The 23,913-nt window shown below is 66.3% G+C and carries 18 protein-coding genes; 13 read left to right on the top strand and 5 right to left on the bottom strand.

Going from position 1 to position 23,913, the window contains the following annotated elements:
- Position 1: 1 nt before the first annotated feature.
- The 4 genes from ACSF9G_RS21465 to ACSF9G_RS21450 all read right to left on the bottom strand — a co-directional run bounded on the left by ACSF9G_RS21465 (position 2) and on the right by ACSF9G_RS21450 (position 4,985).
- Positions 2-898 carry an ABC transporter permease subunit gene (locus tag ACSF9G_RS21465; RefSeq protein WP_436644194.1) on the bottom strand — a complete coding sequence of 299 codons (897 nt, stop codon included), beginning with the start codon at positions 896-898 and terminating at the stop codon, positions 2-4.
- Between the two features lie 3 nt (positions 899-901).
- Positions 902-1,912 carry an ABC transporter permease subunit gene (locus ACSF9G_RS21460; RefSeq protein ID WP_436644414.1) on the bottom strand — a complete coding sequence of 337 codons (1,011 nt, stop codon included), beginning with the start codon at positions 1,910-1,912 and terminating at the stop codon, positions 902-904.
- A 280-nt stretch (positions 1,913-2,192) separates the two neighbouring features.
- A complete protein-coding gene (locus tag ACSF9G_RS21455; protein ID WP_436644193.1) occupies positions 2,193-3,785 on the bottom strand; it encodes an ABC transporter substrate-binding protein in 1,593 nt (530 codons plus the stop codon).
- A 501-nt stretch (positions 3,786-4,286) separates the two neighbouring features.
- Positions 4,287-4,985: a cyclic nucleotide-binding domain-containing protein gene (locus ACSF9G_RS21450; protein ID WP_436644192.1), complete on the bottom strand. Its 699-nt coding sequence runs from the start codon at positions 4,983-4,985 to the stop codon at positions 4,287-4,289.
- Between the two features lie 273 nt (positions 4,986-5,258).
- Here ACSF9G_RS21450 and ACSF9G_RS21445 point away from each other — a divergent pair, with 273 nt between their 5' ends.
- Genes ACSF9G_RS21445 through ACSF9G_RS21405 form a run of 9 tightly spaced genes read left to right on the top strand, consistent with a single transcriptional unit; the run spans position 5,259 to position 17,732 of the window.
- Positions 5,259-7,994, top strand: a complete 2,736-nt coding sequence (locus ACSF9G_RS21445) for a nitrate/nitrite transporter (RefSeq protein WP_436644191.1) — start codon at positions 5,259-5,261, stop codon at positions 7,992-7,994.
- Between the two features lie 16 nt (positions 7,995-8,010).
- The gene (locus ACSF9G_RS21440) at positions 8,011-11,751 is read left to right on the top strand and encodes a nitrate reductase subunit alpha (RefSeq protein ID WP_436644190.1); all 3,741 of its coding nucleotides are present in this window, start codon (positions 8,011-8,013) and stop codon (positions 11,749-11,751) included.
- A complete protein-coding gene (gene narH, locus ACSF9G_RS21435) occupies positions 11,748-13,274 on the top strand; it encodes a nitrate reductase subunit beta (protein ID WP_436644189.1) in 1,527 nt (508 codons plus the stop codon). The genes ACSF9G_RS21440 and narH overlap by 4 nt, the downstream gene beginning before the upstream one ends.
- Positions 13,274-14,026, top strand: coding sequence for a nitrate reductase molybdenum cofactor assembly chaperone (gene narJ / locus ACSF9G_RS21430; RefSeq protein WP_436644188.1), 753 nt, complete (start codon positions 13,274-13,276; stop codon positions 14,024-14,026). Before narH ends, narJ begins: the two co-directional genes overlap by 1 nt.
- 15 nt (positions 14,027-14,041) lie before the next feature.
- On the top strand, positions 14,042-14,749 hold the full coding sequence (narI, locus tag ACSF9G_RS21425; protein ID WP_436644187.1) for a respiratory nitrate reductase subunit gamma: 708 nt from the start codon (positions 14,042-14,044) through the stop codon (positions 14,747-14,749).
- Between the two features lie 4 nt (positions 14,750-14,753).
- A complete protein-coding gene (locus ACSF9G_RS21420) occupies positions 14,754-15,593 on the top strand; it encodes a peptidylprolyl isomerase (protein WP_436644186.1) in 840 nt (279 codons plus the stop codon).
- A gap of 20 nt (positions 15,594-15,613) precedes the next feature.
- The gene (locus tag ACSF9G_RS21415) at positions 15,614-15,904 is read left to right on the top strand and encodes a hypothetical protein (RefSeq protein WP_436644185.1); all 291 of its coding nucleotides are present in this window, start codon (positions 15,614-15,616) and stop codon (positions 15,902-15,904) included.
- Complete coding sequence (locus ACSF9G_RS21410; protein ID WP_436644184.1) at positions 15,901-16,476, top strand: hemerythrin domain-containing protein; 576 nt, start codon at positions 15,901-15,903, stop codon at positions 16,474-16,476. Before ACSF9G_RS21415 ends, ACSF9G_RS21410 begins: the two co-directional genes overlap by 4 nt.
- A gap of 50 nt (positions 16,477-16,526) precedes the next feature.
- Positions 16,527-17,732, top strand: coding sequence for an NnrS family protein (locus ACSF9G_RS21405; RefSeq protein WP_436644183.1), 1,206 nt, complete (start codon positions 16,527-16,529; stop codon positions 17,730-17,732).
- Between the two features lie 13 nt (positions 17,733-17,745).
- On the opposite strand, the gene ACSF9G_RS21400 is transcribed toward ACSF9G_RS21405, so the two are convergent.
- Positions 17,746-18,507 carry a DeoR/GlpR family DNA-binding transcription regulator gene (locus ACSF9G_RS21400; protein WP_436644182.1) on the bottom strand — a complete coding sequence of 254 codons (762 nt, stop codon included), beginning with the start codon at positions 18,505-18,507 and terminating at the stop codon, positions 17,746-17,748.
- A gap of 278 nt (positions 18,508-18,785) precedes the next feature.
- Between ACSF9G_RS21400 and ACSF9G_RS21395 the strand changes: the two genes are divergently transcribed.
- From ACSF9G_RS21395 to ACSF9G_RS21380, 4 genes are all read left to right on the top strand, one after another.
- Entirely contained in the window at positions 18,786-19,745 is a 960-nt protein-coding gene (locus ACSF9G_RS21395) for an ABC transporter substrate-binding protein (protein ID WP_436644181.1), read from the top strand.
- A gap of 171 nt (positions 19,746-19,916) precedes the next feature.
- Positions 19,917-20,972 carry a quaternary amine ABC transporter ATP-binding protein gene (locus ACSF9G_RS21390; protein ID WP_436644180.1) on the top strand — a complete coding sequence of 352 codons (1,056 nt, stop codon included), beginning with the start codon at positions 19,917-19,919 and terminating at the stop codon, positions 20,970-20,972.
- Positions 20,973-20,985: 13 nt separating this feature from the next.
- Positions 20,986-23,016, top strand: a complete 2,031-nt coding sequence (locus ACSF9G_RS21385; protein WP_436644179.1) for an ABC transporter permease — start codon at positions 20,986-20,988, stop codon at positions 23,014-23,016.
- Positions 23,017-23,024: 8 nt separating this feature from the next.
- Entirely contained in the window at positions 23,025-23,900 is an 876-nt protein-coding gene (locus ACSF9G_RS21380) for a phosphotransferase (protein ID WP_436644178.1), read from the top strand.
- Positions 23,901-23,913: the final 13 nt, after the last annotated feature.

The raw sequence follows: 23,913 nt of genomic DNA, 5'->3' as shown, positions 1-23,913 counted from the left end.
GTCAGCTCCGCTTCAGCTTGGGATCGAGCGCGTCGCGCAGGCCGTCGCCCATCACGTTGATGGCGAGCACGGTGATCAGGATCATCAGGCCGGGGAACGTGACGACCCACCAGGCGCGCAGGATGAACTCGCGCGCCTCGGCGAGCATGGTGCCCCATTCCGGCGTCGGCGGCTGGGCGCCCATGCCGAGGAAGCCCAGGGCGGCGGCGTCGAGGATGGCGTTCGAGAAGGACAGCGTCGCCTGCACGATCAGCGGCGCGGTGCAGTTCGGCAATATGGTGCGGAACATCAGCCGCATGCGACCGGCGCCGGCGACGCGCGTCGCGGTGACGTAGTCGCGGTTGCGCTCGCTCAGGACCGCGGCCCGGGTCAGCCGGACGAAGTGCGGCTGCAGGACGACGGCAATCGCGATCATCGCATTGGTCAGGCCGGGCCCGAGGATCGCCACCAGCACCAGGGCGAGAAGCAGGCTCGGGAAGGCGAGGATGACGTCCATCACCCGCATGATGACCGTTTCCACCGCGCCGCGCATGAAGCCGGCGACCAGGCCGAGCACGATTCCGACCGACAGCGCCAGGGCGACGACGAAGGTGCCGATGAACAGCGAGAACCGGGCGCCGTAGATCAGGCGCGAGAGAAGGTCGCGGCCGACGGCGTCGGTACCGAGGATGAAGCGCGGGTCGGAGCCTTCCTGAAAGAACGGCGGCTTGAGGAAGGCGTCGCGGAACTGTTCGTCCGGATTGAAGGGGGCGATCAGCGGCGCGAAGACCGCCATCAGAACGAGGGCGATGACGACGAACAGGCCGATCACCGCGCCGCGGTTTTCGCTGAAGTAATGCCAGAACTCGGCGAGGACCTGGAATTCCGCGCGGCGGCCGTTTCGGGTGATATCCGACATCGCCTACCTCTCGTAGCGGATACGGGGGTTGATCAGGCCGTAGAGCAGATCGACCATCAGGTTCACGATCATGACGATCGCGGCGATCATCAGCAGGCCGCCCTGGACGGAGGGATAGTCGCGCCGCGAGATCGAATCGACCATCCACTTGCCGACGCCGGGCCAGGAGAAGATCGTCTCGGTGAGGATCGCGCCGGCAAACAGCAGGCTGGTCTGCAGGCCGATGACGGTGACGACCGGGATGAGCGCATTGCGCAGGGCGTGGACGCCGATGACCCGCGCCGGTGCCAGCCCCTTGGCCCGGGCGGTGCGCACGTAGTCCTCCGACAGCACCTCGAGCATCGCCGAGCGCGTCTGCCGCGCGATGACGGCAAGCGGGATCGTGCCGAGCGCGATCGAGGGCAGGATCAGGTGCGACACGGCGGAGGCGAAGGCGCCCTTCTGGCCGGAGAGCAGCGAGTCGATCAGCATGAAGCCGGTGACCGGCTTGAAGAAATAGATCAACGAGATGCGCCCCGAGACCGGCGTCCAGCCGAGCCAGCCGGAGAAGACGATGATCAGCAGCAGCGCCCACCAGAAGATCGGCATCGAATAGCCCACCAGCGCCGTCGACATGACCGAATGGTCGAAGGCGGAACCGCGCTTGACGGCGGCGACGATGCCGGCGGGAAGGCCGATGAGCGTGGCCAGGAACATGGCGCACAGCGCCAACTCGACGGTCGCGGGGAACAGGGTGAGGAATTCCTGGAGCACCGGCTTCTTGGTGACGATCGAGGTGCCGAGATCGCCGTGCAGGAGCTGGTTCAGATAGGACAGGTACTGCTCCCACAGGGGTCGGTCGAAGCCGTAGGAATGCAACAGCTCGGCATAGCGGTCCGGCGTGATGCCGCGCTCGCCGGCGAGCAGAAGCACCGGATCACCCGGGAGCATGCGGATGAACAGGAAGGCGACGATCGTCACGCCGATGAAGGTCGGGATCAGGAGGCCGATACGGTTGATCAGGAAGCGCAGCATGGCGGTCGGGCGGCCTCGCGTGGCATCGGGATCATAGGCATACCGTGGCCGGGACACCCGCCGGAGGCGTCCGGCGCATCTGCGTCGCCCTGAACACCGCCGCGGTCGTGCCGGCCTTCGCTGAGATAGAAACGGAAGACATGGCCGTTGTCGACCGAGTACCGGAGGGACGCATCGGTCTTGTCCGCAATCTTCGGTCGGGCCGGTCGGTTGGTCTGGCGCATGGTGGCAGACGGAAAATCGGGGCGCCGGTCATCCCGGCGCCCCGCGAATGATGTCATCACTCGGCGAGATCGACGCCGTCGAAGCGATGGCTGCCAAGCGGATCCATCTTGTAGCCGGTGACTTCCTTGCGCATCGGCATGAACACGACCGAATGGGCAATGGTCGCCCAAGGCGCCTGCTCCTTGAACACCACCTGGGCGTCCTCGTAGAGCTTGGCGCGGGCTTCCTGGTCGCTCACGGTCTTGGCCTTCTGGACCAGCGCGTCGAAGTCCTCGTTGCACCAGTGGGCGCGATTGGCGCCGCCGACTCCGTCGCAGCCCAGCAGCACGGCCAGGAAGTTGTCCGGATCGCCGTTGTCGCCGGTCCAGCCGAGCAGAACCGCGCCGTCGCGGTCCTTCTCCTTCGACAGGTTCAGGTACTCGCCCCACTCGTAGGAGACGATCTCGACGCCCACGCCGACCTTGTCGAAGTCGGCCTGGATCAGCTCGGCCATGCGGCGGGCGTTCGGGTTGTAGGGCCGCTGCACCGGCATCGCCCAGATCTTCATCTTGAGGTCCGTCACGCCGGCCTCGTCGAGCATCGCCTTCGCCGCGTCAGGATCGTAGGGGTCGTCCTGGATGGCGTCGTTGTAGCCCCACATGGTCGGCGGGATGGGATTCTTCGCCTTGGTGCCGGCGCCCTGGTAGACCGCCTCGAGGATGGCGTCCTTGTTGATCGCCATGTTGAGCGCCTTGCGGACCTTCGGGTTGTCGAAGGGGGCCTGCATGGTGTTGTAGGCGAGGTAGCCGATGTTGAGGCCGGGCTGTTCCATCAGCTGCAGGTTCGCGTCCTGCCCGATGTCGGCGATGTCGGCGGGGTTCGGAAAGGGCATGACGTGGCATTCGCCGGCCTTCAGCTTCTGAAGGCGTACCGCGGCGTCGGTGGTGATGGCGAAGACCAGGTCGTCGATCGGCTGCTTGCCGGCCCAGTAGTCCGGATTCGCGGCAAAGCGGATCACGGCGTCCTTCTGGTAGGCCACGAACTGGAACGGACCGGTGCCGATCGGCTCCTGGTTCAGCATCGCCAGATTGCCGTCCGCGTTGAGCTTCTCGGCATACTCCTGCGACAGGATCGAGGCGAAATCCATCGCCAGATTGGCGATCATCGGTGCCTCCGGCCGGTTCAGCACGAACTTGACCGTATAGTCGTCGACCTTGTCGATCGACTTGAGCAGGTCGGGCATCGACATGGCGTTGAAGTACTCCCAGGTGCCGCCGGCATAGGAGAAGTACGGGCTGCCCTCGTCCATCTGACGCGTGAAGGTGAAGATCACGTCGTCGGCGTTGAAGTCGCGGGACGGGGTGAAGAATTCCGTCGTGTGGAACTTCACGCCCTTGCGCAGGTGGAAGGTGTACTCAAGGCCGTCCTCGGATACGTCCCAGCTCTCGGCGAGACCGGGAATGACCTTGGTGCTGCCGGCTTCGAACTCGACAAGGCGGTTGTAGACCGGCTTGGAGGAGGCGTCGAACGTCGTGCCGGCGGTATACGGTGCCGGATCAAAGCCCTCGGGGCTGCCTTCGGAGCAGTAGACAAGCGTTTTCGCCTGCGCAGCGCCCGCGAACAGGGCGGCCATGGCGGTGGTGGCAAGCAGAGTCCTCACAATACCCATTGGTGCAGATCCTCTCGTGTGGTGCGACGCCAAACCTGGGCAGACTGCCAAGCGGCGCTTCTGACCGATTTGGTAGCACGTCGCCGCGCGTGGTGGAATGGCGCGATTTTGCAAATTCAACCTCTGGTTTCGGTGTCGCGAGGGCAAGTGCATGGCGATTGCCGACCCCGGGTCTCGGCGAACGTCGAGGGGTGGCGGTTGACCGGTTGGCGGCGGTGAGTTCGTTCGATGCGCCACGCAGCCGGCCCAAGCGGCGATGCGATGGGGGCCTTCAAGGCATCCTGTTTGACGATCCTGCGGGACCACGACGCGGCAGCTGTGTGCGGCACCACCGTTGTGACCGATCCCGGCGGCGCCGATCCGGTCGCCACCGATGCGCGCAATGCGCGACGTCTCGTCGCGGGGATTTTCCGGACCCGTCGAACCCGGCGGACACGCCGCGCCAATGGCTTGTTGGGCGGAAGGGGCGGTCACCCGGTGCCAGGCCGCCGGACGTCCGCGTCAGGTCGAATAGTCGTCGATCAGCGGGCTCGGCTTGGCGAACTGTGCCAGATCGTCCACGTCGCGCAGGTGGATTGTCGGGCCGTCGACCTCGACGCCGTAGGCGCCCAGTGTCGCGAAGGCGCGCGAAAGGTTTTCCGGGGTCATGCCGAGGCGGGAGGCGAGCACGCGCTTGCCGACCCTGAGCTCGACCGTTCCGGACGCGCCATCGGTGCGGTCGGCGCGCAGCAGCCAGTTGGCGAGGCGTTCGGTTCCCGTACGCAGTTTCTGGCACTTCAGATCCTTGACGACGCTGCGATAGCAGGTCGCGAGTTCCGTCACGATCGCGTTCATGAAGGCGTTGTCGTCGCGCATCGCCGCGCGCACGTTCTCCGCCGGGATCATCAGGACGCGGGATTTCTCAAGCGTTCGGGCGGACTGCAGATAGACCTGATCCTTCAGCACCGCGGCGAGGATGAAGGTGCCGATCGGCTCGATGAAGCCGATCGTCGTCTCGCGCCCGGCCTGGGTGGCGAACATCTCGACCATGCCTTCGACGACGATATAGAGGAAATCGGCCGGATCGTTCTCGTGGATAAGAACGACGCCGGGCGGGAACCGCTGGAGGAAACCGGCCCGGATCAATGTGTCGAAGGTGTCGTCGCCGCAGTCGCGGAAAAGCGCCAGCCTGCGGATTTCGTCGGTGTCCTCGAGTCGCATCCCTATCGCCCCGCCCCCAATTCGATTTTCCTGATCTTGAAATACTTATTGATAAATGTCAATTGAAAAGCATAATTTCGTCAAAATTACGAATCTTCTGCATCAATTAGAATAAATGAATTTCTACGCCATGTATTTATTTCGGTCTCGTCCGGTTGAATCTTGACATACGTCAAGTTCAACTCTCTCCAAACGTAGCGTCGTTGTATCCGCATTCCCGCGCGGTCGTGTCCCGCGGTCGCCGATGAACCGTCAAGAACGGGGACTGAAACGATGCACAATCTAGAAGGCGTGAGCCGCAGCCAACAGACACAGATCCTCGGCATGAGCACGTTCGCTTTTGCCGTCTGTTTCGCCGTCTGGACCATCTTTTCGATCATCGGCGTCCGCATCAAGGCAGACCTGGGGCTGAACGACAGCCAGTTCGGCCTGCTGGTCGCGACGCCCATCCTCACCGGGTCGCTCAGCCGGATCTTCCTCGGCATCTGGACCGACCAGTATGGCGGCCGCCGCGTCTTCACGCTGGTCATGCTCGCCTCCGCGGTGGCGGCGTGGCTGCTCTCCACGGTCTCCACGTATCCGATGTTCCTGGTGGCCGCGCTCGGCGTCGGCCTCGCCGGCGGCTCGTTCGCGGTCGGCGTCGCGTACATCTCGAGATGGTATCCGCGCGAACTGCAGGGCACGGCGCTCGGCATCTTCGGGGTCGGTAATGTCGGCGCCGCCGTGACCAACTTCGCCGCTCCGTTCGTCCTCGTCGCGGTCGGCTGGGAACGGACAGCGCAGGTCTATGCGATCGTGCTCGTCATCACCGCGATCATCTTCTACCTGACCACCAAGGAAGACCCGGTAATTCTCCAGCGGCGCAAGAGCGGCCAGAAGGCGCGAAGCACGCTGCTCGAGTTGGCGCCGCTGCGCAATCTGCAGGTCTGGCGCTTCGCGCTCTACTATTTCTTCGTCTTCGGCGCCTTCGTCGCGCTGGCGCTGTGGCTGCCGCGCTACCTGATCGGCGTCTACGGCCTCGACATCAAGACCGCCGGCATGCTGGCCGCCGCCTACTCGGTTCCAGCCAGCCTGTTCCGCGCCTATGGCGGCCACCTGTCGGACAAGTTCGGCGCCCGCGCGGTGATGTACTGGACGTTCGGTGTGTCGCTGCTGCTGACGTTTATGCTGTCCTATCCGAACACCGACTACGTCATCCACGGCATCAATGGCCCGATCACGTTCTCGACCAGCATGGGTCTGGTGCCGTTCGTGGTGGCGATCTTCGTGCTCGGCTTCTTCATGTCGCTGGGTAAGGCCGCCGTCTACAAGCACATCCCGGTCTACTATCCCGACCACGTCGGCGCGGTCGGCGGCCTCGTCGGCATGATCGGCGGCTTGGGCGGCTTCGTCCTGCCGATCGCGTTCGGCGTGATGAACGACGTCACCGGCGTGTGGACGAGCTCCTTCATGCTGCTGTTCGCGATCGTCGGCGTCTCCCTGCTGTGGATGCACTTCGCGATCCGCAGGATGGAGCGCGGCGCGCTGGAAACGGAGCTCGGCGCGCTTCCCGAGTTCCCCGAGATGCAGGAGATCCATACCCCCGAGACGGCGATGCGCTCGCATATCCTGGAGGAATGGGCGCCCGACGATCCGACCTTCTGGGAGAAGACCGGCCGGCGGATCGCGCAACGCAACCTCTGGATCTCGATCCCCTGCCTGCTGCTGGCCTTCTCGGTCTGGCTGGTGTGGAGCGTGGTCGTCGCGAAACTGCCCGCGATTGGCTTCGACTACACCACTGGCCAGCTGTTCTGGCTGGCGGCGCTGCCCGGCCTGTCCGGCGCGACACTGCGTATCTTCTACTCCTTCATGGTGCCGATCTTCGGCGGCCGACTGTGGACGACGCTGACGACCGCGTCGCTGCTGGTTCCGGCTTTCGGCATCGGCTACGCGGTGCAGAACCCGGACACGCCCTACCTGATCTTCCTGGTGCTGGCCCTGCTGTGCGGGCTCGGCGGCGGCAACTTCGCCTCGTCGATGGCCAATATCAGCTTCTTCTTCCCCAAGAACCAGAAGGGCAACGCCCTGGCGCTCAACGCAGGTCTGGGCAATGCCGGCGTCAGCGTGATGCAGTTCCTGGTGCCGATCGTCATCACCGCCGGCGTGTTCGGCATGCTCGGCGGCGAGCCTCAGTCGACCAGCGACGGAACACTGCTGTGGCTGCAGAACGCCGGCTTCATCTGGGTGCCGTTCCTGATCGTCGCAACGATCGCGGCCTGGTTCGGCATGAACGACATCGCCTCGGCCAAGGCGTCGTTCCGCGAGCAGTCGATCATCCTCGGCCGGATGCACAACTGGGTGATGTGCTGGCTCTATACCGGCACGTTCGGTTCGTTCATCGGCTATTCGGCCGGCTTCCCGCTGCTCGCGAAGACGCAGTTCCCCGAGGTGAATTCGCTGCAATACGTCTTCCTCGGTCCGCTCGTCGGCGCCCTGTCGCGCGCGGCCACCGGCTGGGTCTCGGACAAGTACGGCGGCGGCCGGGTGACGTTCTGGACGTTCATCCTGATGATCGCGGCGGTCGGTGGGGTCCTGTACTTCATCGCCATCAAGGACCAGCCGGGCGCGTTCTGGGGCTTCTTCGCGATGTTCATGGTCCTGTTCCTGGCAACGGGCGTGGGCAACGCGTCGACCTTCCAGATGATCCCGGTGATCATGCGCAAGGACATGGATCGGCTGATGCCGGGCGCCCCGGTCAAGGACCGGGTGCGGCAGGCGGAGAAGGAATCCGCGGCGATCATCGGGTTCACCTCGGCGATCGCGGCCTACGGCGCCTTCTTCATCCCCAAGAGCTACGGCACATCGATCGCGATGACCGGCGGTGCGTCGGCGGCGCTTTGGGGCTTCCTGATCTTCTACGTCACCTGCGCCGTTGTCACGTGGTGGTTCTACACGCGCAAGGGCGGCTTCCTGCACGACATCGAGCGTGGCGGGACCCGCCCCGCCGCCCGCACCGCGCCCGCCGCGTAAACAAAGGAATTCAACGATGTCCCACTTTCTCGACCGCCTGACATTCCTGGAGAAGAACGTCGATACGTTCGCGGACGGGCACGGCGTCACCACCCGCGAGGACCGAAGCTGGGAGGAGGGCTACCGCCAGCGCTGGCAGCACGACAAGATCGTGCGGTCCACGCACGGGGTGAACTGCACCGGGTCGTGCTCGTGGAAGATCTACGTCAAGGGCGGGATCGTCACCTGGGAAACCCAGCAGACGGACTATCCCCGCACGCGGCCGGATCTGCCCAACCATGAGCCGCGCGGCTGCTCGCGAGGGGCGAGCTACAGTTGGTACCTCTATTCCGGTGCGCGGCTGAAGTATCCGCTGGTGCGCTCGCGGCTGATCAAGCTGTGGCGGCAGGCGCGCGCCACGCGGACGCCGGTCGCCGCCTGGGCCTCGATCGTCGAGGATCCCGAGAAGCGGGCCGACTACATAAAGGTGCGCGGGCACGGCGGCTTCGTCCGGTCGACCTGGGACGAGGTCAACGAGCTGATCGCCTCGGCGAACGCCTATACCGCCAAGGCCCACGGTCCCGACCGCATCTTCGGCTTCTCGCCGATCCCGGCGATGTCGATGGTCTCCTATGCGGCGGGCGCGCGCTACCTGTCGCTGATCGGCGGGGCCTGCGGCTCGTTCTACGACTGGTATTGCGACCTGCCGCCGGCGAGCCCGCAGACCTGGGGCGAGCAGACGGACGTTCCGGAATCGGCCGACTGGTACAACGCGGGCTTCCTGATGATCTGGGGCTCGAACGTGCCCCAGACGCGGACGCCGGATGCGCATTTCTACACGGAAGTCCGATACAAGGGCACGAAGTCGGTCGTCGTCTCGCCCGACTACGCCGAGGCGACCAAGTTCGCCGACCTGTGGCTCAACCCGAAGCAGGGCACGGACGCGGCGCTGGCGCTCGCCATGGGCCATGTCATCCTGCGCGAGTACCACCTCGACCGGAAGGCGGCGTATTTCGAGGACTACGTCCGCCAGTATTCCGACTTCCCGATGCTGGTGCGGCTGGAGAAGAAGGGCGACAGCTACGTTCCCGGCCGGCTCCTGCGCGCCGGCGAGTTCAAGGACGGTCTCGGCGAGACCAACAATCCGGACTGGAAGACGGTCGCCTTCGACGAGGAGACCGGCGACCCCGTCGCTCCGCAGGGCTCGGTTGGCTATCGCTGGGGCGAGACCGGCAAGTGGAACCTCGAGGAGAAGGACGGCAAGGGCCGCGAGACCAAGCTCAGGCTTACGCTTGCCGAGGACCACGACGAGATCGTCAGCGTCGGATTTCCCTATTTCGGCGGCCGTGCGACGGAGAACTTCGTCGCGACCGATCACGGCGAGGTGCTGGAGCGCAACCTGCCGGCCAAGTCGGTGAAGCTGGCCGATGGAAAGGCGCTCGTCTGCACCGTGTTCGACCTGTTCTGCGCCAACTACGGCCTCGACCGCGGCTTCGGCGGCAAGAACGTCGCCAAGTCCTACGACGAGGACGAGCCGTTCACGCCCGCCTGGGCCGAGCGCGTGACCGGACTCGACCGCGACAAGATCATCACCGTCGCCCGCGAGTTCGCCACTAACGCCGAAAAGACCAACGGCCGGTCCATGGTGATCCTCGGCGCCGGCCTTAACCACTGGTACCACATGGACATGAACTACCGGGGGATCATCAATCTCCTGGTCATGTGCGGGTGCATCGGCCAGTCGGGTGGCGGCTGGTCGCACTATGTGGGGCAGGAAAAGCTGCGTCCGCAGACCGGCTGGCTGCCGCTCGCCTTCGGGCTCGACTGGAGCCGGCCGCCGCGCCAGCAGAACTCGACGAGCTTCTGGTACGCCCATTCCGACCAGTGGCGCTACGAGGCGCTGAACGTCGACGAGATCCTGTCGCCGACGGCGCCCGAGGGCGACTGGTCCGGCACGCTGATCGACTACAATATCCGTGCCGAGCGCATGGGCTGGCTGCCGTCGACGCCGCAGCTCAAGCAGAACCCGCTGACGATCGCCGGGATGGCGGAGAAGGCGGGGATGGAGCCGAAGGACTACATCCCGAAGGCGCTGAAGGACGGCGAACTGGATCTGTCCTGCGAGGACCCGGACGATCCCGCCAACTGGCCGCGCAACCTGTTCGTCTGGCGCTCCAACCTGCTCGGCTCGTCGGGCAAGGGTCACGAGTACTTCCTCAAGCACCTACTCGGCACCTCGCACGGGGTGCTGGGCAAGGACCTGGGCGAGGAGGGCGCGCAGCACTCTAAGGAGGTGAAGTGGCACGACAAGGCGCCCGAAGGAAAGCTCGACCTGCTGGTCACGCTCGACTTCCGGATGTCGACCACGTGCGTCTATTCCGACATCGTTCTGCCGACAGCCACCTGGTACGAGAAGAACGACCTCAACACCTCCGACATGCACCCCTTCATCCATCCGCTCACCGCGGCGGTGGACCCGGCCTGGGAGGCGCGCAGCGACTGGGATATCTACAAGGGGATCGCCAAGGCGTTCTCCGAGGTGGCCCCCGAGGTGCTCGGCGTCGAGAAGGACGTCGTGATGGTACCGATCCAGCACGACACGCCGGCCGAGATCGCGCAGCCCTATGACGTGAAGGACTGGAAGAAGGGCGAGGTCGAGCCGATCCCCGGCAAGACCATGGCGCAGGTGGTGGTTGTCGAGCGCGACTATCCGAACACCTACAAGCGCTTCACCTCGCTCGGCCCGCTGATGGAGACCGTCGGCAACGGCGGCAAGGGCATTTCCTGGAAGACCGAGCACGAGGTGGAGAACCTGCGCGCCCTCAACGGCGTCGTCACCGAGGACGGCGCGTCCAAGGGGCTGGCCAGGATCGAAACCGATATCGACGCCAGCGAAGTGATCCTGATGCTCGCGCCGGAGACCAACGGCGAGGTGGCGGTCAAGGCCTGGGACGCGCTGTCCAAGGCCACCGGCCGCGACCACGCCCATCTGGCGATCCCGAAGGAGGACGAGAAGATCCGCTTCCGCGACGTGGCCGCCCAGCCGCGCAAGATCATCTCGTCGCCGACCTGGTCGGGCCTGGAATCCGAGAAGGTCTGCTACAACGCCGGCTATACCAACGTCCACGAACTGATCCCCTGGCGCACGCTGACCGGGCGCCAGCAGCTCTACCAGGATCACAAGTGGATGCTGGCCTTCGGCGAGGGCTTCTGCACCTGGAAGCCGCCGGTCGACCTGAAGACCGTGGCCAAGATCCAGGGCAAGCATCCGAACGGCAACGGCGAGGTGGTGCTGAACTTCATCACGCCGCACCAGAAGTGGGGCATCCATTCAACCTATTCGGACAACCTGCTGATGCTGACGCTGAACCGTGGCGGACCCGTCGTGTGGCTCAGCGAGACCGACGCCGAACAGGCGGGCATCGTCGATAACGACTGGGTCGAGGTCTACAACCTCAACGGCGCGCTGACGGCGCGCGCGGTCGTCTCACAGCGGGTCAATCCGGGAATGGTCCTGATGTACCACGCCCAGGAGAAGATCGTGAACACGCCGGGGTCCGAGATCACCGGCAACCGCGGCGGCATCCACAACTCGGTGACGCGCGCGACGATCAAGCCGACCCACATGATCGGCGGCTACGCCCAGCAGGCCTACGGCTTCAACTACTACGGAACCGTCGGCTCGAACCGCGACGAATTCGTCATCGTCCGCAAGATGAACAAGGTCGATTGGCTCGAGCGGCCATACTCCGACCGCAAGAAGGAGGCCGCAGAATGAAGATCCGCGCCCAGATCGCGATGGTGCTGAACCTCGATAAGTGCATCGGCTGTCACACCTGCTCGGTCACCTGCAAGAACGTCTGGACGAACCGCGAAGGCATGGAATACGCGTGGTTCAACAATGTCGAGACGAAGCCCGGCATCGGCTATCCCAAGGAATGGGAGAACCAGAAGAAGTGGAACGGCGGCTGGGTGCGCACGCCCGGCGGCAAGATCCAGCCGAAGATGGGCTCGAAGTGGCGGATCCTGGCGAAGATCTTCGCCAACCCCGACCTGCCCGAGATCGACGACTACTACGAGCCGTTCACCTTCGACTACGAGCACCTGCAGACGGCGAAGGAGAGCGAGGCCTTCCCGACCGCGCGGCCGCGCTCGCAGATCACCGGCGAGCGGATGGAAAAGATCGAGTGGGGGCCGAACTGGGAGGAGATCCTCGGCGGCGAATTCTCGAAGCGCTCGAAGGACGTGAACTTCGAGGGCGTCCAGAAGGACATCTACGGGCAGTTCGAGAACACCTTCATGATGTATCTGCCGCGGTTGTGCGAGCATTGCCTCAACCCGGCCTGCGTCGCCGCCTGCCCGTCCGGCGCGATCTACAAGCGCGAGGACGACGGCATCGTGCTCATCGACCAGGACAAGTGCCGGGGCTGGCGCATGTGCGTCTCCGGCTGCCCCTACAAGAAGATCTACTACAACTGGTCGTCGGGTAAGTCGGAGAAGTGCATCTTCTGCTTCCCGCGCATCGAGTCCGGCCAGCCGACCGTGTGCTCGGAGACCTGCGTCGGCCGCATCCGCTATCTCGGCGTCATCCTGTACGACGCCGACGGCATCGAGAAGGCCGCCTCGGCGCCCGACGACAAGCAGCTGTACCAGGAGCAGCTCAAGCTGTTCCTCGATCCCAACGATCCGAAGGTCATCGCCCAGGCCAGGGCCGACGGCGTGCCCGACGCCTGGATCGAGGGCGCCCAGCGCTCGCCGATCTGGAAGATGGCGATGGACTGGAAGATCGCCTTCCCGCTGCATCCCGAGTACCGCACCATGCCGATGGTCTGGTACGTGCCGCCGCTGTCGCCGATCCAGTCGGCGGCGGAGGCCGGCAAGATGGGCATCGACCGTGACATGCCGGACGTGCGCAGCCTGCGCATCCCGCTGAAGTATCTCGCCAACCTGCTGACCGCCGGCGACGAGGAGCCGATCGCCAAAGGCCTCGAGCGCATGCTGGCGATGCGCGCCTACATGCGGGCTAAGACGGTCGACGGCGTCATCGACGAGGAGATCGCCGCCCGGGTCGGCCTCAGGGGCCAGGACATCGAGGAGATGTACCAGCTCATGGCGATCGCCAACTACGAGGACCGCTTCGTCATCCCGACCGCGCACCGCGAGGCGGGCGAGGATACCTACGACCTGCGCGGCTCCTGCGGCTTCTCGTTCGGCAACGGCTGCTCGGACGGCATCAGCGAGGTCGGGCTGTTCGGCGCCCGCAGGAAGGGCAAGGCCCGCAATCCGATGGAGATCGCGTGATGGCCAAGACCTACAAGGCCCTGTCGGCGCTGCTGACCTATCCGACGGCGGAGCTCAAGCGGGCGGCCGGCGAAATCCGCCAGGCGATCGCGGAGGAGGGACTCGTGCCGCCCCGCGACCGCGCCGCGCTCGACACCCTGATCGAGGAGATCGCGACGCGCGACCTCTACGACCTGCAGGAGCGCTACACGCTGCTGTTCGATCGCTCGCGCTCGCTGTCGCTGCATCTCTTCGAGCACGTGCACGGCGAAAGCCGCGACCGCGGCCAGGCGATGCTGGATCTGGCCCAGCTCTACGAGAAGCACGGTTTCCATGTCGTGGCGAACGAATTGCCCGACTACCTGCCGATGTTCCTCGAGTTCCTGTCGCTTCTGCCGGCGCCGGACGCGCGGGACCTGCTCGACGAGGCGGCTCACGTCCTCGCCGCGCTCGACGAGCGGCTGAAGCAGCGCAAGTCAATCTACGCGACGGTGTTCCGGGCGCTGAGGGCCCTGGCGCGGGGAAAGTTCAGCGCGGCTGAGATCGCGCGGCGCGCTACCGGCGAAGGCGATGTCGCATGGGCCGACGAGGCGGACGTCTCCTGGGTCGACGAAGACGATCCGGAGGACCTCGAGGCGCTCGACGCGGAGTGGGAAGAGACGGCCGTGACCTTCGGTCCCGGCGATCCGATGGCGGGGTCCTGCGGGACGCCGCGGCTGGCGACGCGGCTTCGCGCGGCCGCCCGCAACATCGTCGGACAAGGCAAGATCTGAGAAGGACCGAGAACGATGCTGGACTACATCAACTACGCCGTGTTCGGCTGGTATCCCTATCTCGCCCTCACGGTGTTCCTGCTCGGCAGCCTGGTGCGCTTCGACCGCGAGCAGTACTCGTGGCGCTCCGGCTCCAGCCAGCTGCTGCGCCGCCGGCAGCTCATGTGGGGCTCGAACCTGTTCCACGTCGGCATCCTGGTCATCTTCCTCGGCCACTTCTTCGGCCTGCTGACGCCGATCTGGGTGTTCGACACGATCGGCATCAGCCACGGCGCCAAGCAGATGATGGCGATCGTGGTCGGCGGCGTGGCGGGCATCGTCTGCTTCGTCGGCCTGACCATGCTGCTGCATCGCCGGCTGTTCGATCCGCGCATCCGCCGCACCTCCAGCTTCGGCGACATCGCCATCCTGATCCTGCTCTACGCGCAGCTGATCCTGGGGCTACTGACGATCACCGTGTCGCTGCAGCACCTGGACGGCGAGGAGATGGTGAAGTTCATGTTCTGGGCCCAGGGCATCCTGACGCTGCAGCCCTCGGCCTCGCAATATGTCGCCGATGCCGCGCCGATCTTCCGGGCGCACCTGTTCCTCGGCCTGACGATCTTCCTCGTCTTCCCGTTCACTCGCCTCGTGCACATCTGGAGCGCGCCGGTCTGGTATCTGGGCCGGCAGGGCTACCAGATCGTCCGCACCACGCGGCGCGGCGTCCATCCGGCGGAGTAGGGCCATGCGTCTGTTCGACGTCAACGATCGCAAGGCCGTCGCCGAGCCGGCTCCGGCGGTCCGGATCAACGGGGTCGAGATCTCCCGAGCGGCGATCGCCCGGGAGATCCAGAACCATCCGGCCGACACGCCGGGCGCGGCCCGCGAGGAGGCCGCCCGGGCGCTCGCGGTTCGCGAGCTGCTGCTGCAGGAGGCGCGCCGCCGCGGCATCGCTGCGGAGGCCCGAACCGACGAGACCGGAAGGACCGAGGCGGACGAGGAGGCGCTGGTCCGCGCGCTGATCGAGGCCGATGTCGCCGTGCCGAGCCCGACCGAGGCGGAATGCCGGCGCTTCTACGACACGAATGCCGAGCGGTTCCGCAGTGCCGACATCTACGAGGCGGCGCATATCCTGTTCGCCGCGCCGCGTGAGGACCACGATGCCTATGACGCGGCCGACAGCGCGGCGCGCGAGGCGATCGACAGGCTCAGAGCAGACCCGGACCGGTTCGCGACGATGGCGGCGGACCTGTCGGCCTGTCCCTCGGGCAAGACCGGGGGCAATCTCGGACAGATATCCACCGGCCAGACGACGCCGGAGTTCGAGGCCGCGCTTGCCGCCATGGACGCCGGCGTGATCTCGCCGGAGCCGGTGCACACGCCCTACGGCGTGCATGTGGTGCGCCTCGACCGCAAGATCGCGGGCCGGGCGTTGCCGTTCGAGGTGGTCGGCAAGGAAATCGCCGACTACCTCGCCGACGCCGTGTTCCATCGCGCGGTGCACCAGTACATCGCGATCCTCGCCGGTCGCGCCGAGATCGAGGGTATCGATCTGAAGCGGGCGGAAGGCGGGCTCGTGCAGTAGGCGAGTGGCGGGAGGAAGCCATGCTCGGCGACATCATAGCGCGGTTGGGAGATCCGGGGGCGGCCGAAGCGATCCTCATCGAGGCGGGCGAGCTCGTGCTCCTGGCCGATATCCGCGATGCCGCGCGCGCACTCGATCTAGATGCCGGCGAATTCTCCGCGCTGGCCGTGCGACGGTTCGTGGAACGGGCCGACGACGACGCCTGGCTGCACCTTGTCGGCGTCATCGGGCGCAGCGACGCGCCGGGGCTCGATGCGCTGTCGGCGATCCTGAGACGCGCCGTCGCCGATGCACGGGAGGCGGTCGCGTGACCTCCCCCGGCAATCGGGAGCAGTCGCTTGAGCCTCTTCCGGCGCGCCTTCTGGCCCAGCCGCTCGACTTCATCGTCGCCGACCACCATCGACATCGGGTGCTGTGCCACCTGTGCGAAAAGCTGGCCGAGGACGAAACGTTCGATACCGGTCTCGCCGGGGCGATCGCCGATCACATCGAGACCGAGCATGCCGCCCATATCGCCGACGAGGAGCAGGATCTGTTTCCGCTGCTGAAACGCCGCGCCAAACGCGAGGACGAGATCGGCCGGGTGCTCGAGCAGCTCACCGAAGATCATGCGGAGGATGAGAGGCTTGCCGCCAGGATCGTCAACGGACTGCGACGGCGGATCGCGCACCCGGAGATTCCCATGTCGGCGGGGCTGAGGCGGACGCTGCGGTCGTTTGCCGTCTGCGAACGGCGTCATCTGGCGATCGAGAACGCGATCGTCATTCCGCTGGCGAAGGTCAGGCTGTCGGCGCAGGATCGGGCCGAACTCGCCGGGCGGATGACGGCGCGTCGGCAGGCGCGCGCCGCCGGACGATCGGACAAAATGCGCGACGAACCCTAGTGCGGGACCCTGTTTCGCACGGAATTCCCGATGGAGACCTCGATAATCCGATGAACGCCACCACTTCCGCGCAGCGCGCCAGGCAATGGACCGGACCGGCGCTGTTCAGTTACGGCTTCCGCCCCTTCTTCCTCGCCGGCGCGCTCTACGCCGCGATCGCGGTCGGCGTCTGGGTGCCCTGGTATCTCGGCGTCGTCACCCTGCCGACCGATTGGCCGCCGATTGCCTGGCATGCGCATGAATTGCTGTTCGGCTATGTCCCGGCGGTCGTCGCCGGGTTCCTGCTGACCGCGGTGCCGAACTGGACGGGCCGTCTTCCGGTGGTCGGCTGGCCGCTCGCCGGACTGTTCGCGTTCTGGCTTCTCGGGCGTTTCGCCATCGCGATGTCGGACTGGTTCGGTGCCGCCCTGACGGCGATCGCGACCTTGTCGTTCCTGGCCGGCCTCGGCGCGGTTATCGGGCGTGAGATCCTTGTCGGGCGCAACTGGAAGAACCTCAAGGTACTCATCATCGTCGTGATGCTGTTCGCGGCCCAGGCGCTGTTCCAGTGGGAAGTGCTCAATGATGGCCAAAGCGTCTACGGCGCCCGTCTGGCGATCGCCACGACGATCACGCTGATCGTTCTGATCGGCGGGCGCATCGTTCCCAGTTTCACCGGCAACTGGCTCCGGCAGCGCGGCGCCCAGACGATGCCGGTCCCATTCTCGCGGTTCGATGCCATCGTCATCGCCGCCAGCGTCGTGGCGCTTGCGGCGTGGATCGTCACGCCGTCCTTCGAAGGCGTCGCGATCGCGGCGGCCCCGCTCCTGCTTCTGGCGGGGATCCTGCAGTTCGTCCGCCAGGCGCGCTGGCGGCCGCTGCGCACCTTCGCCGAGCCGCTGGTGACGATCCTGCACATCGCCTATCTGTTCGTTCCGCTCGGCTTCCTGTTGGCCGCTGTCGCCGCCGTATCCGAAAGCGCCGTGCCGAACACCGCCGCGATACACGCCTGGACCGCCGGGGCGATCGGGACGATGACCCTCGCGGTCATGACCCGCGCCACGCTCGGCCATACCGGCCGGACATTGACCGCCGGCGCGGCCACCGTGGCGATCTATGGCCTCGTGGTCCTGGCTGCGCTCACCCGGATCGGCGCGGCCGTCTTTCCCGCTGGTATGGACTGGCTGCTGTCGGGTTCGGCCGTGGCCTGGATCGGCGCGTTCGCCGGTTTCTCGCTCGTCTACGGCCCGCTTCTGGTCCGCCGTCGCGGGCCGTAAGAGCCACCGGTCTCTAGTCGGCGACCTCGATCCGCGCGCCGGCCGCGGTCAGCGAGTCCGCCAGGGCGGCCGGCGGCCTGCGGTCGGTCACCAGCACGTCCATGCGTTCCGGGCCGCAGATGCGCACCAGGCTCGGCCGGCCGAACTTCGACGCATCGGCGGCGACGATCACCTGTTCGGCCTGGTCGATGACGGAGCGGGAGAACTCGGCCTCGGCCAGATGATAGACCATCAGCGAGCCGTCGATCTCCATCGCGCCGATCGACAGGATGGCGTGGCGCACGCGGAACTGGCGGGCGAAGGTCAGGGCTTCCGGTCCCAGTGCCGCGGTATCGTCGGAGCGCAGCTCGCCGCCGGCCATGAAGACGCGGTTCGACGTGTTCGTGGCCAGCGTGCGCGCGATCTCCGCCGAGTTGGTCACGACGGTCAGGCCGGAGTGCTGGCTGAGCGCCCGGGCGACGAAGGCGGTGGTGGAGCCGCAGTCGAGCATGAGGCTGTCGCCGTTCGAGACGAGGCTGGCGACCCGCTCGGCGATGCGGCGCTTGGCCTCGGCGTTCTCGAGCATGCGGTTCTGGAACGGCGGCTCGCGGCCGGCGTCGGGAAGGGTGATGCCGCCATGCACCTTGGCGAGCAGTCCCTCGGAGACGAGGGGCTTCACCGTTCGGCGGATCGTTTCGTCCGACACCTCGAGGCGCTCGGCCAGGTCGCCGATCGAGCAGGCACCGCGAAGCTGAACCAGCCGCAAAATCTCCGTCTGTCGCTGGGTCCGATGCACCCTTTAGCCCCTTGAGCGTTCGTTTCCGGCGCGCGGGTTGTTTGACGGCTGTCGCTTGCCTGCGTCTGCGCCGCGCCTTTGCGTAGAGCATATCCATCCAATTCCAAAAATCTAAGCGTCAATTCAACATCAATTCCACAAATTGTGTGATTTCCTGTTGACGTGGGCCCGATTATCGCCGGATCATTCCGTCGGGTCGGGCTTTCCGTCTGCGTATGTCCCGGCACCAGGGGAACAGGCTACGCGCTCTTACGAAAACAGAACGGAGGTGAGCGACCATGACATTTCCACGCATCGCCGCAGCGCTCGCGGGTGCCGCATTGCTCGCCACGGCCAGCGCGCCCGCGCTTGCCGAGGCGGAATCCAAGGATCCGATCAAACTGACCCTGCACGACTGGACCGGTCAGCTCATCACCACCCAGATCATGGGCGAGGTGCTGAAGCAGGCGGGGTACAACGTCGACTACGTGCAGGCCGACTACCTGGCCCAGTTCGCGGGCCTGAAGACCGGCGATCTGCATCTGGCCATGGAGATCTGGGAGACCACCGGTCGCGAGGCGCTCGACGAGGCGGTCGGCACGGGCAACGTCGAGAACCTCGGCGAGACCGGCATGCTCGCCATCGAGGAGTGGTGGTACCCCGAGTACATGAAGGAAAAGTGCCCCGGCCTGCCGAACTGGGAAGCGCTGAAGGACGAAGCCTGCGCCGAGGCGTTCTCGACCCCTGAAACCGCGCCGAAGGGCCGGTATCTCGGCGGGCCCGTGACCTGGGGCGGGTTCGACGACGAACGCGTCGAGGCGCTGGACCTTCCCTTCGAGGTGATCCACGCGGGCACGGACGCTGCCCTGTTCGCCGAGCTCGAGTCCGCCTACCAGCGGCAGGCGCCGGTCCTGCTGTGGGTCTACGCGCCGCACTGGGCGCCGATCAAGTACAAGGGCGAGTGGGTCGATTTCCCGAAATACGAGGCGGCCTGCTACGAGGATCCGAGCTGGGGCTCCAACAAGGACATGGCCTACGATTGCGGAAAGCCGCGCGGCCCGATCTGGAAGGCCGGCTGGGTCGGCATCAAGGACAAGTGGCCGGGCGCCCACGCCGCCATCAAGGCGTTCAACGTGACCAACGAGGAGATGGGCCAGATGGTCGCCGACGTCGATCTTGACGGAAAGTCGGTCGAGGACGTCGTCGCCAACTGGATGGCCAGCAACGAAGACCGCTGGAAGACGTGGATCGGAAACTGACCTTTCCGCTTGCCGGGGGCGGGCGCGGACCCGCTGCTCCCTTGGGCTGCGTCCTTCCCCGGCCGGTCCGCTCGACCGATAGTGTTCCCGAGCGGACCATCCCGACCTTCCGACCCTGATCCTCGTCCGGACGGGGCGGTGCGATCCGCCGCCATCCGGAGGCAAGCCACGATGTCCGACTCCGAAACAAAGCTGTCCTGCCGGGGCGTGTGGAAGCTGTTCGGCAGCGATCCCGAAGCCCTCCTGGCGTCCAGGTCGGCGCCCCCGAGCCTCGAGGACATCAGGGCCGCGGGCCTGATCGGCGCTGTGCGGGACGCCAATCTCGACGTCCGCCAGGGCGAGATCTTCGTCATCATGGGCCTGTCGGGGTCGGGCAAGTCGACGCTGGTGCGCTGCCTGTCGCGGCTGATCGAGCCGACGGCCGGCGAGATCCTCTTCGAGGGGCGCGACCTGCTGCGGGCGAGCGGGCGCGAGATGATCGAAATCCGCCGCCACCGCATGGGCATGGTGTTCCAGCACTTCGCGCTGCTGCCGCACCTCACCGTGCTCGGCAACGTCGCCTTTCCGCTCGAGGTGCAGGGCATCGACCGCAAGACGCGCGAACTGCGGGCGCGGCGGGTGATCGAGCTGGTCGGTCTGGAGGGACGGGAGACCTACTATCCGCGCGAGCTGTCCGGTGGCCAGCAGCAGCGCGTCGGCATCGCCCGCTCGCTGGCGGTGGAGCCGGAGCTGTGGTTCCTGGACGAGCCGTTCTCCGCGCTCGATCCGCTGATCCGGCGCGAGATGCAGGACGAGTTCATGCGCCTGCAGAACAAGCTCAGGAAGACCATCGTCTTCATCACCCACGATTTCGACGAGGCGATCCGGCTGGCCGACCGCATCGCCATCATGAAGGACGGCGCGATCATCCAGACCGGCACGCCGGAGGAGCTGGTGCTGGCGCCGGCGACCGACTACGTCGCCGAGTTCACCCGCCATATTCCCCGCGCCAAGGTGATGACCGCGGGCTCGGTGATGACGGCCTGGCGCGACGGCGCGGAGGTGGCCGGCGCGGTCGGGGCCGGCGACCGGATCGGTGATATCGCCGACAAGGTGGAGGCGGCCGACCGTCCCTTCGCCGTCCTCGACGCGGACGGCCGTCAGGCGGGGCTGATCGACGCGCGCGCGGTGATCGACGTGCTGGTCGGCCGCACCGGCCATAACCCCGCGGCGCGAGGTGACGCATGAGACGGGAGGACGCATGACGGCGCGGTCTTCCGCCCTGGCGACGCCCGCGGTCCGGTCCGCCTGGATCGGCCCGGCGGGCCTGTTCTGGCTCGCCGTCCTGGTCCTGTCGCTGTTCGCGGCCTCATGGGGCAGGGACATCACCCGGGCGCTCGACATCGCCTGGGCCTATGAATGGCCGCGTGCCTGGACGGTGCCGCTCGCCAGGTGGATCTCCGCGTTCATGTCGTGGTTGATCGACGATGCCACCTTCGGGCTGTTCACCTTCCTCGAGCTGACACGCTTCGTCTCCTGGCTGCTCGACATCCCGCTGACGATTGCCACGAGCCTGCTGTCGACCGGCTTCCTGCGCGGGCAGGGCTCCGACGCGGTGCAGGTGCTGCCGGCCTTGTCGTGGATCGCGGTGATCGCCGTCGTCGTGGCGATGGGATACTACGCGCGCGGTTGGAAACTCGCCGCCTTCGTCGGCGCCTGCTTCCTCTATCTCGCCGTCTTCGGCCAGTGGGACAGCGCCATGGTGACGCTGTCCTCGATCGTCATCGCGGTGCCGTTCGGCGTCGCCGGCGGTCTGCTGCTCGGCATCGCCGGCTACCGGTCGGCCTGGGTCGAGCGGGCCCTGTCGCCGATGCTCGACATCATGCAGACCGTGCCGGTCTTCGCCTATCTGGTGCCGATCCTGTTCCTGTTCGGCTTCGGTCCCGTCGCCGCGATGATCGCCACGATCGTCTACGCGATGCCGCCGATGGTGCGCGTCACCATGCTGTCGCTGCGCGGCGTGCCCGAGGAGATCCGCGACTTCGGCCGCATGGCGGGCTGCACGCGGCGCCAGATGACGTGGAAGGTGCTGGTGCCCTCGGCGCGCGACGGCCTGATGGTCGGCGTCAACCAGGTGATCATGCTCTCCCTCAACATGGTGATCATCGCCTCGATGATCGGCGCCGGCGGCCTGGGCTACGACGTGCTGACCTCGCTGCGGCGGCTCGATATCGGCGGCGGCATCGAGGCCGGCGTCGCCATCGTCGTCCTGGCGATCGCGCTCGACAGGCTGAGCCAGGCCTTCGCCAACCGGCCGCCGCCGGCCCATGCCGGCCTGCCGACCGGCTACGTGAGGCGGCATCCGTGGACGACGACGGTGATCGCCGTGATCCTCGGCACCGCGCTGGTCGGTCTCGTGTTTCCGCCGGCGCAGAGCTATCCCGAGGCGATGGAGGTCTCGACGGGCTCCTTCTGGGAAGGCCTCGTCAAATACATCAATGTCAATTTCTACGACCAGCTCGAGGCGGTGAAGACCGTGATGTTGGTCAACTTCCTCGTGCCGGTGAAGCGCTTCCTCACCGAACTGCCGTGGATCTGGACGGTCGGCCTCGTCGGGATCGCCGGCTGGCAGCTCGGCGGCTGGCGGCTGGCGCTCGCCGCCGTGGCGCTCGCCATGTTCATCGTCGTCACCGGCCAGTGGGAAAAGGCGATGATCACGGTCTATCTTTGCGGCATCTCGGTCGTCATCGCCTCGCTGATCGGCATCCCGCTGGGAATCGTCGCCGCCGAGAACGATCGGGCGGGCCGCATCCTCGGCGGGCTGGTCGATACGCTGCAGACGCTGCCGAGCTTCGTCTACCTGATCCCCGTGGTCATGCTGTTCCGGGTCGGCGACTTCTCCGCGATGATCGCCGTCATCCTCTACGCGCTCGCGCCGGCGATCCGCTACACCGCGCACGGCATCCGCCAGATCGACCCGCAGCTGGTCGAGGCCGGCGTCGTGTCGGGCTGCACGCGGCGCCAGCTCCTCTCCAAGATCAAGCTGCCGCTGGCCCTGCCGGAGATCATGCTCGGCATCAACCAGACGATCATGCTGGCGATCTCGATGGTGGTCATCACCGCGCTCGTCGGCACCCGCGACCTCGGCCAGGAGGTCTATATCGCGCTGACCAAGGCCGACACCGGCCGCGGCATCGTCGCGGGGCTTGCCGTCGCCTTCATCGCCATCATCGCCGACCGGCTGGTTTCCGCCGGCGCCCGGCGTACCCGGCACCGGCTCGGACTGGCGTGAGGACGACGATGACGGACGCCCGCACGAAAGCCGCCTCGCTGTCCCTGTGGTCCGGATCCGTGGATCCGGTCCCGCTCGGCGGCGGCATCACCAACATCAACTTCGTCGTCGCGGACGGGGCAGAGAAATACGTCGTGCGCATCGGCGACGACATCCCGGTGCACCAGGTGATGCGCTTCAACGAGCTCGCCGCCTCCCGCGCGGCGGCCGAGGCCGGCGTCTCGCCAGAGGTGGTGCATCACGAGCGCGGGGCGCTGGTGATCCGCTACATCGACGGCAAGACCTACGCCGAAGACGACGTACGCAAACAAGAGAACCTGGAGCGGATCCTGCAGGTCCTCCTCAGGTGCCACCGCGACATGCCGAACCATGTGCGCGGCCCGGTTCTGATGTTCTGGGTGTTCCACGTGGTGCGCGACTATGCCGGCACCCTGCGTGACAGCGGCAGCGCCCATATCGACAGGCTGCCCGGTCTGCTCGACACCGCCGCCACCCTCGAAAAGGCCGTCGGGCCGATCGATATCGTCTTCGGCCACAACGACCTGCTGCCGGCCAACTTCATCGACGACGGCAGCCGCATCTGGCTGATCGACTGGGATTATGCCGGGTTCAACTCGCCGCTGTTCGATCTCGGCGGGCTTGCATCCAACAACGGCCTGACGCCGGCCCAGGAAGACTGGCTGCTGGAAGCCTATTTCGACCGCACCGTGACCGACGACCTGCGCCGCCGCTACACGGCGATGAAGGGCGCGTCGCTTTTGCGCGAGACCATGTGGAGCATGGTCTCGGAGATCCATTCCGAACTCGCCTTCGACTACGCCGCCTATACGGCCGAAAACATGCAGCGCCTGGATGCGGCGCTGGCGACCTTGAACGAGATGTGAGGACGCGATGCCG

Origin of the sequence: Microbaculum mangrovi, assembly GCF_051390635.1 — a bacterium.
GTDB lineage: Bacteria > Pseudomonadota > Alphaproteobacteria > Rhizobiales > Tepidamorphaceae > Microbaculum.
This window is presented reverse-complemented; position numbering and strand designations above follow the sequence as displayed.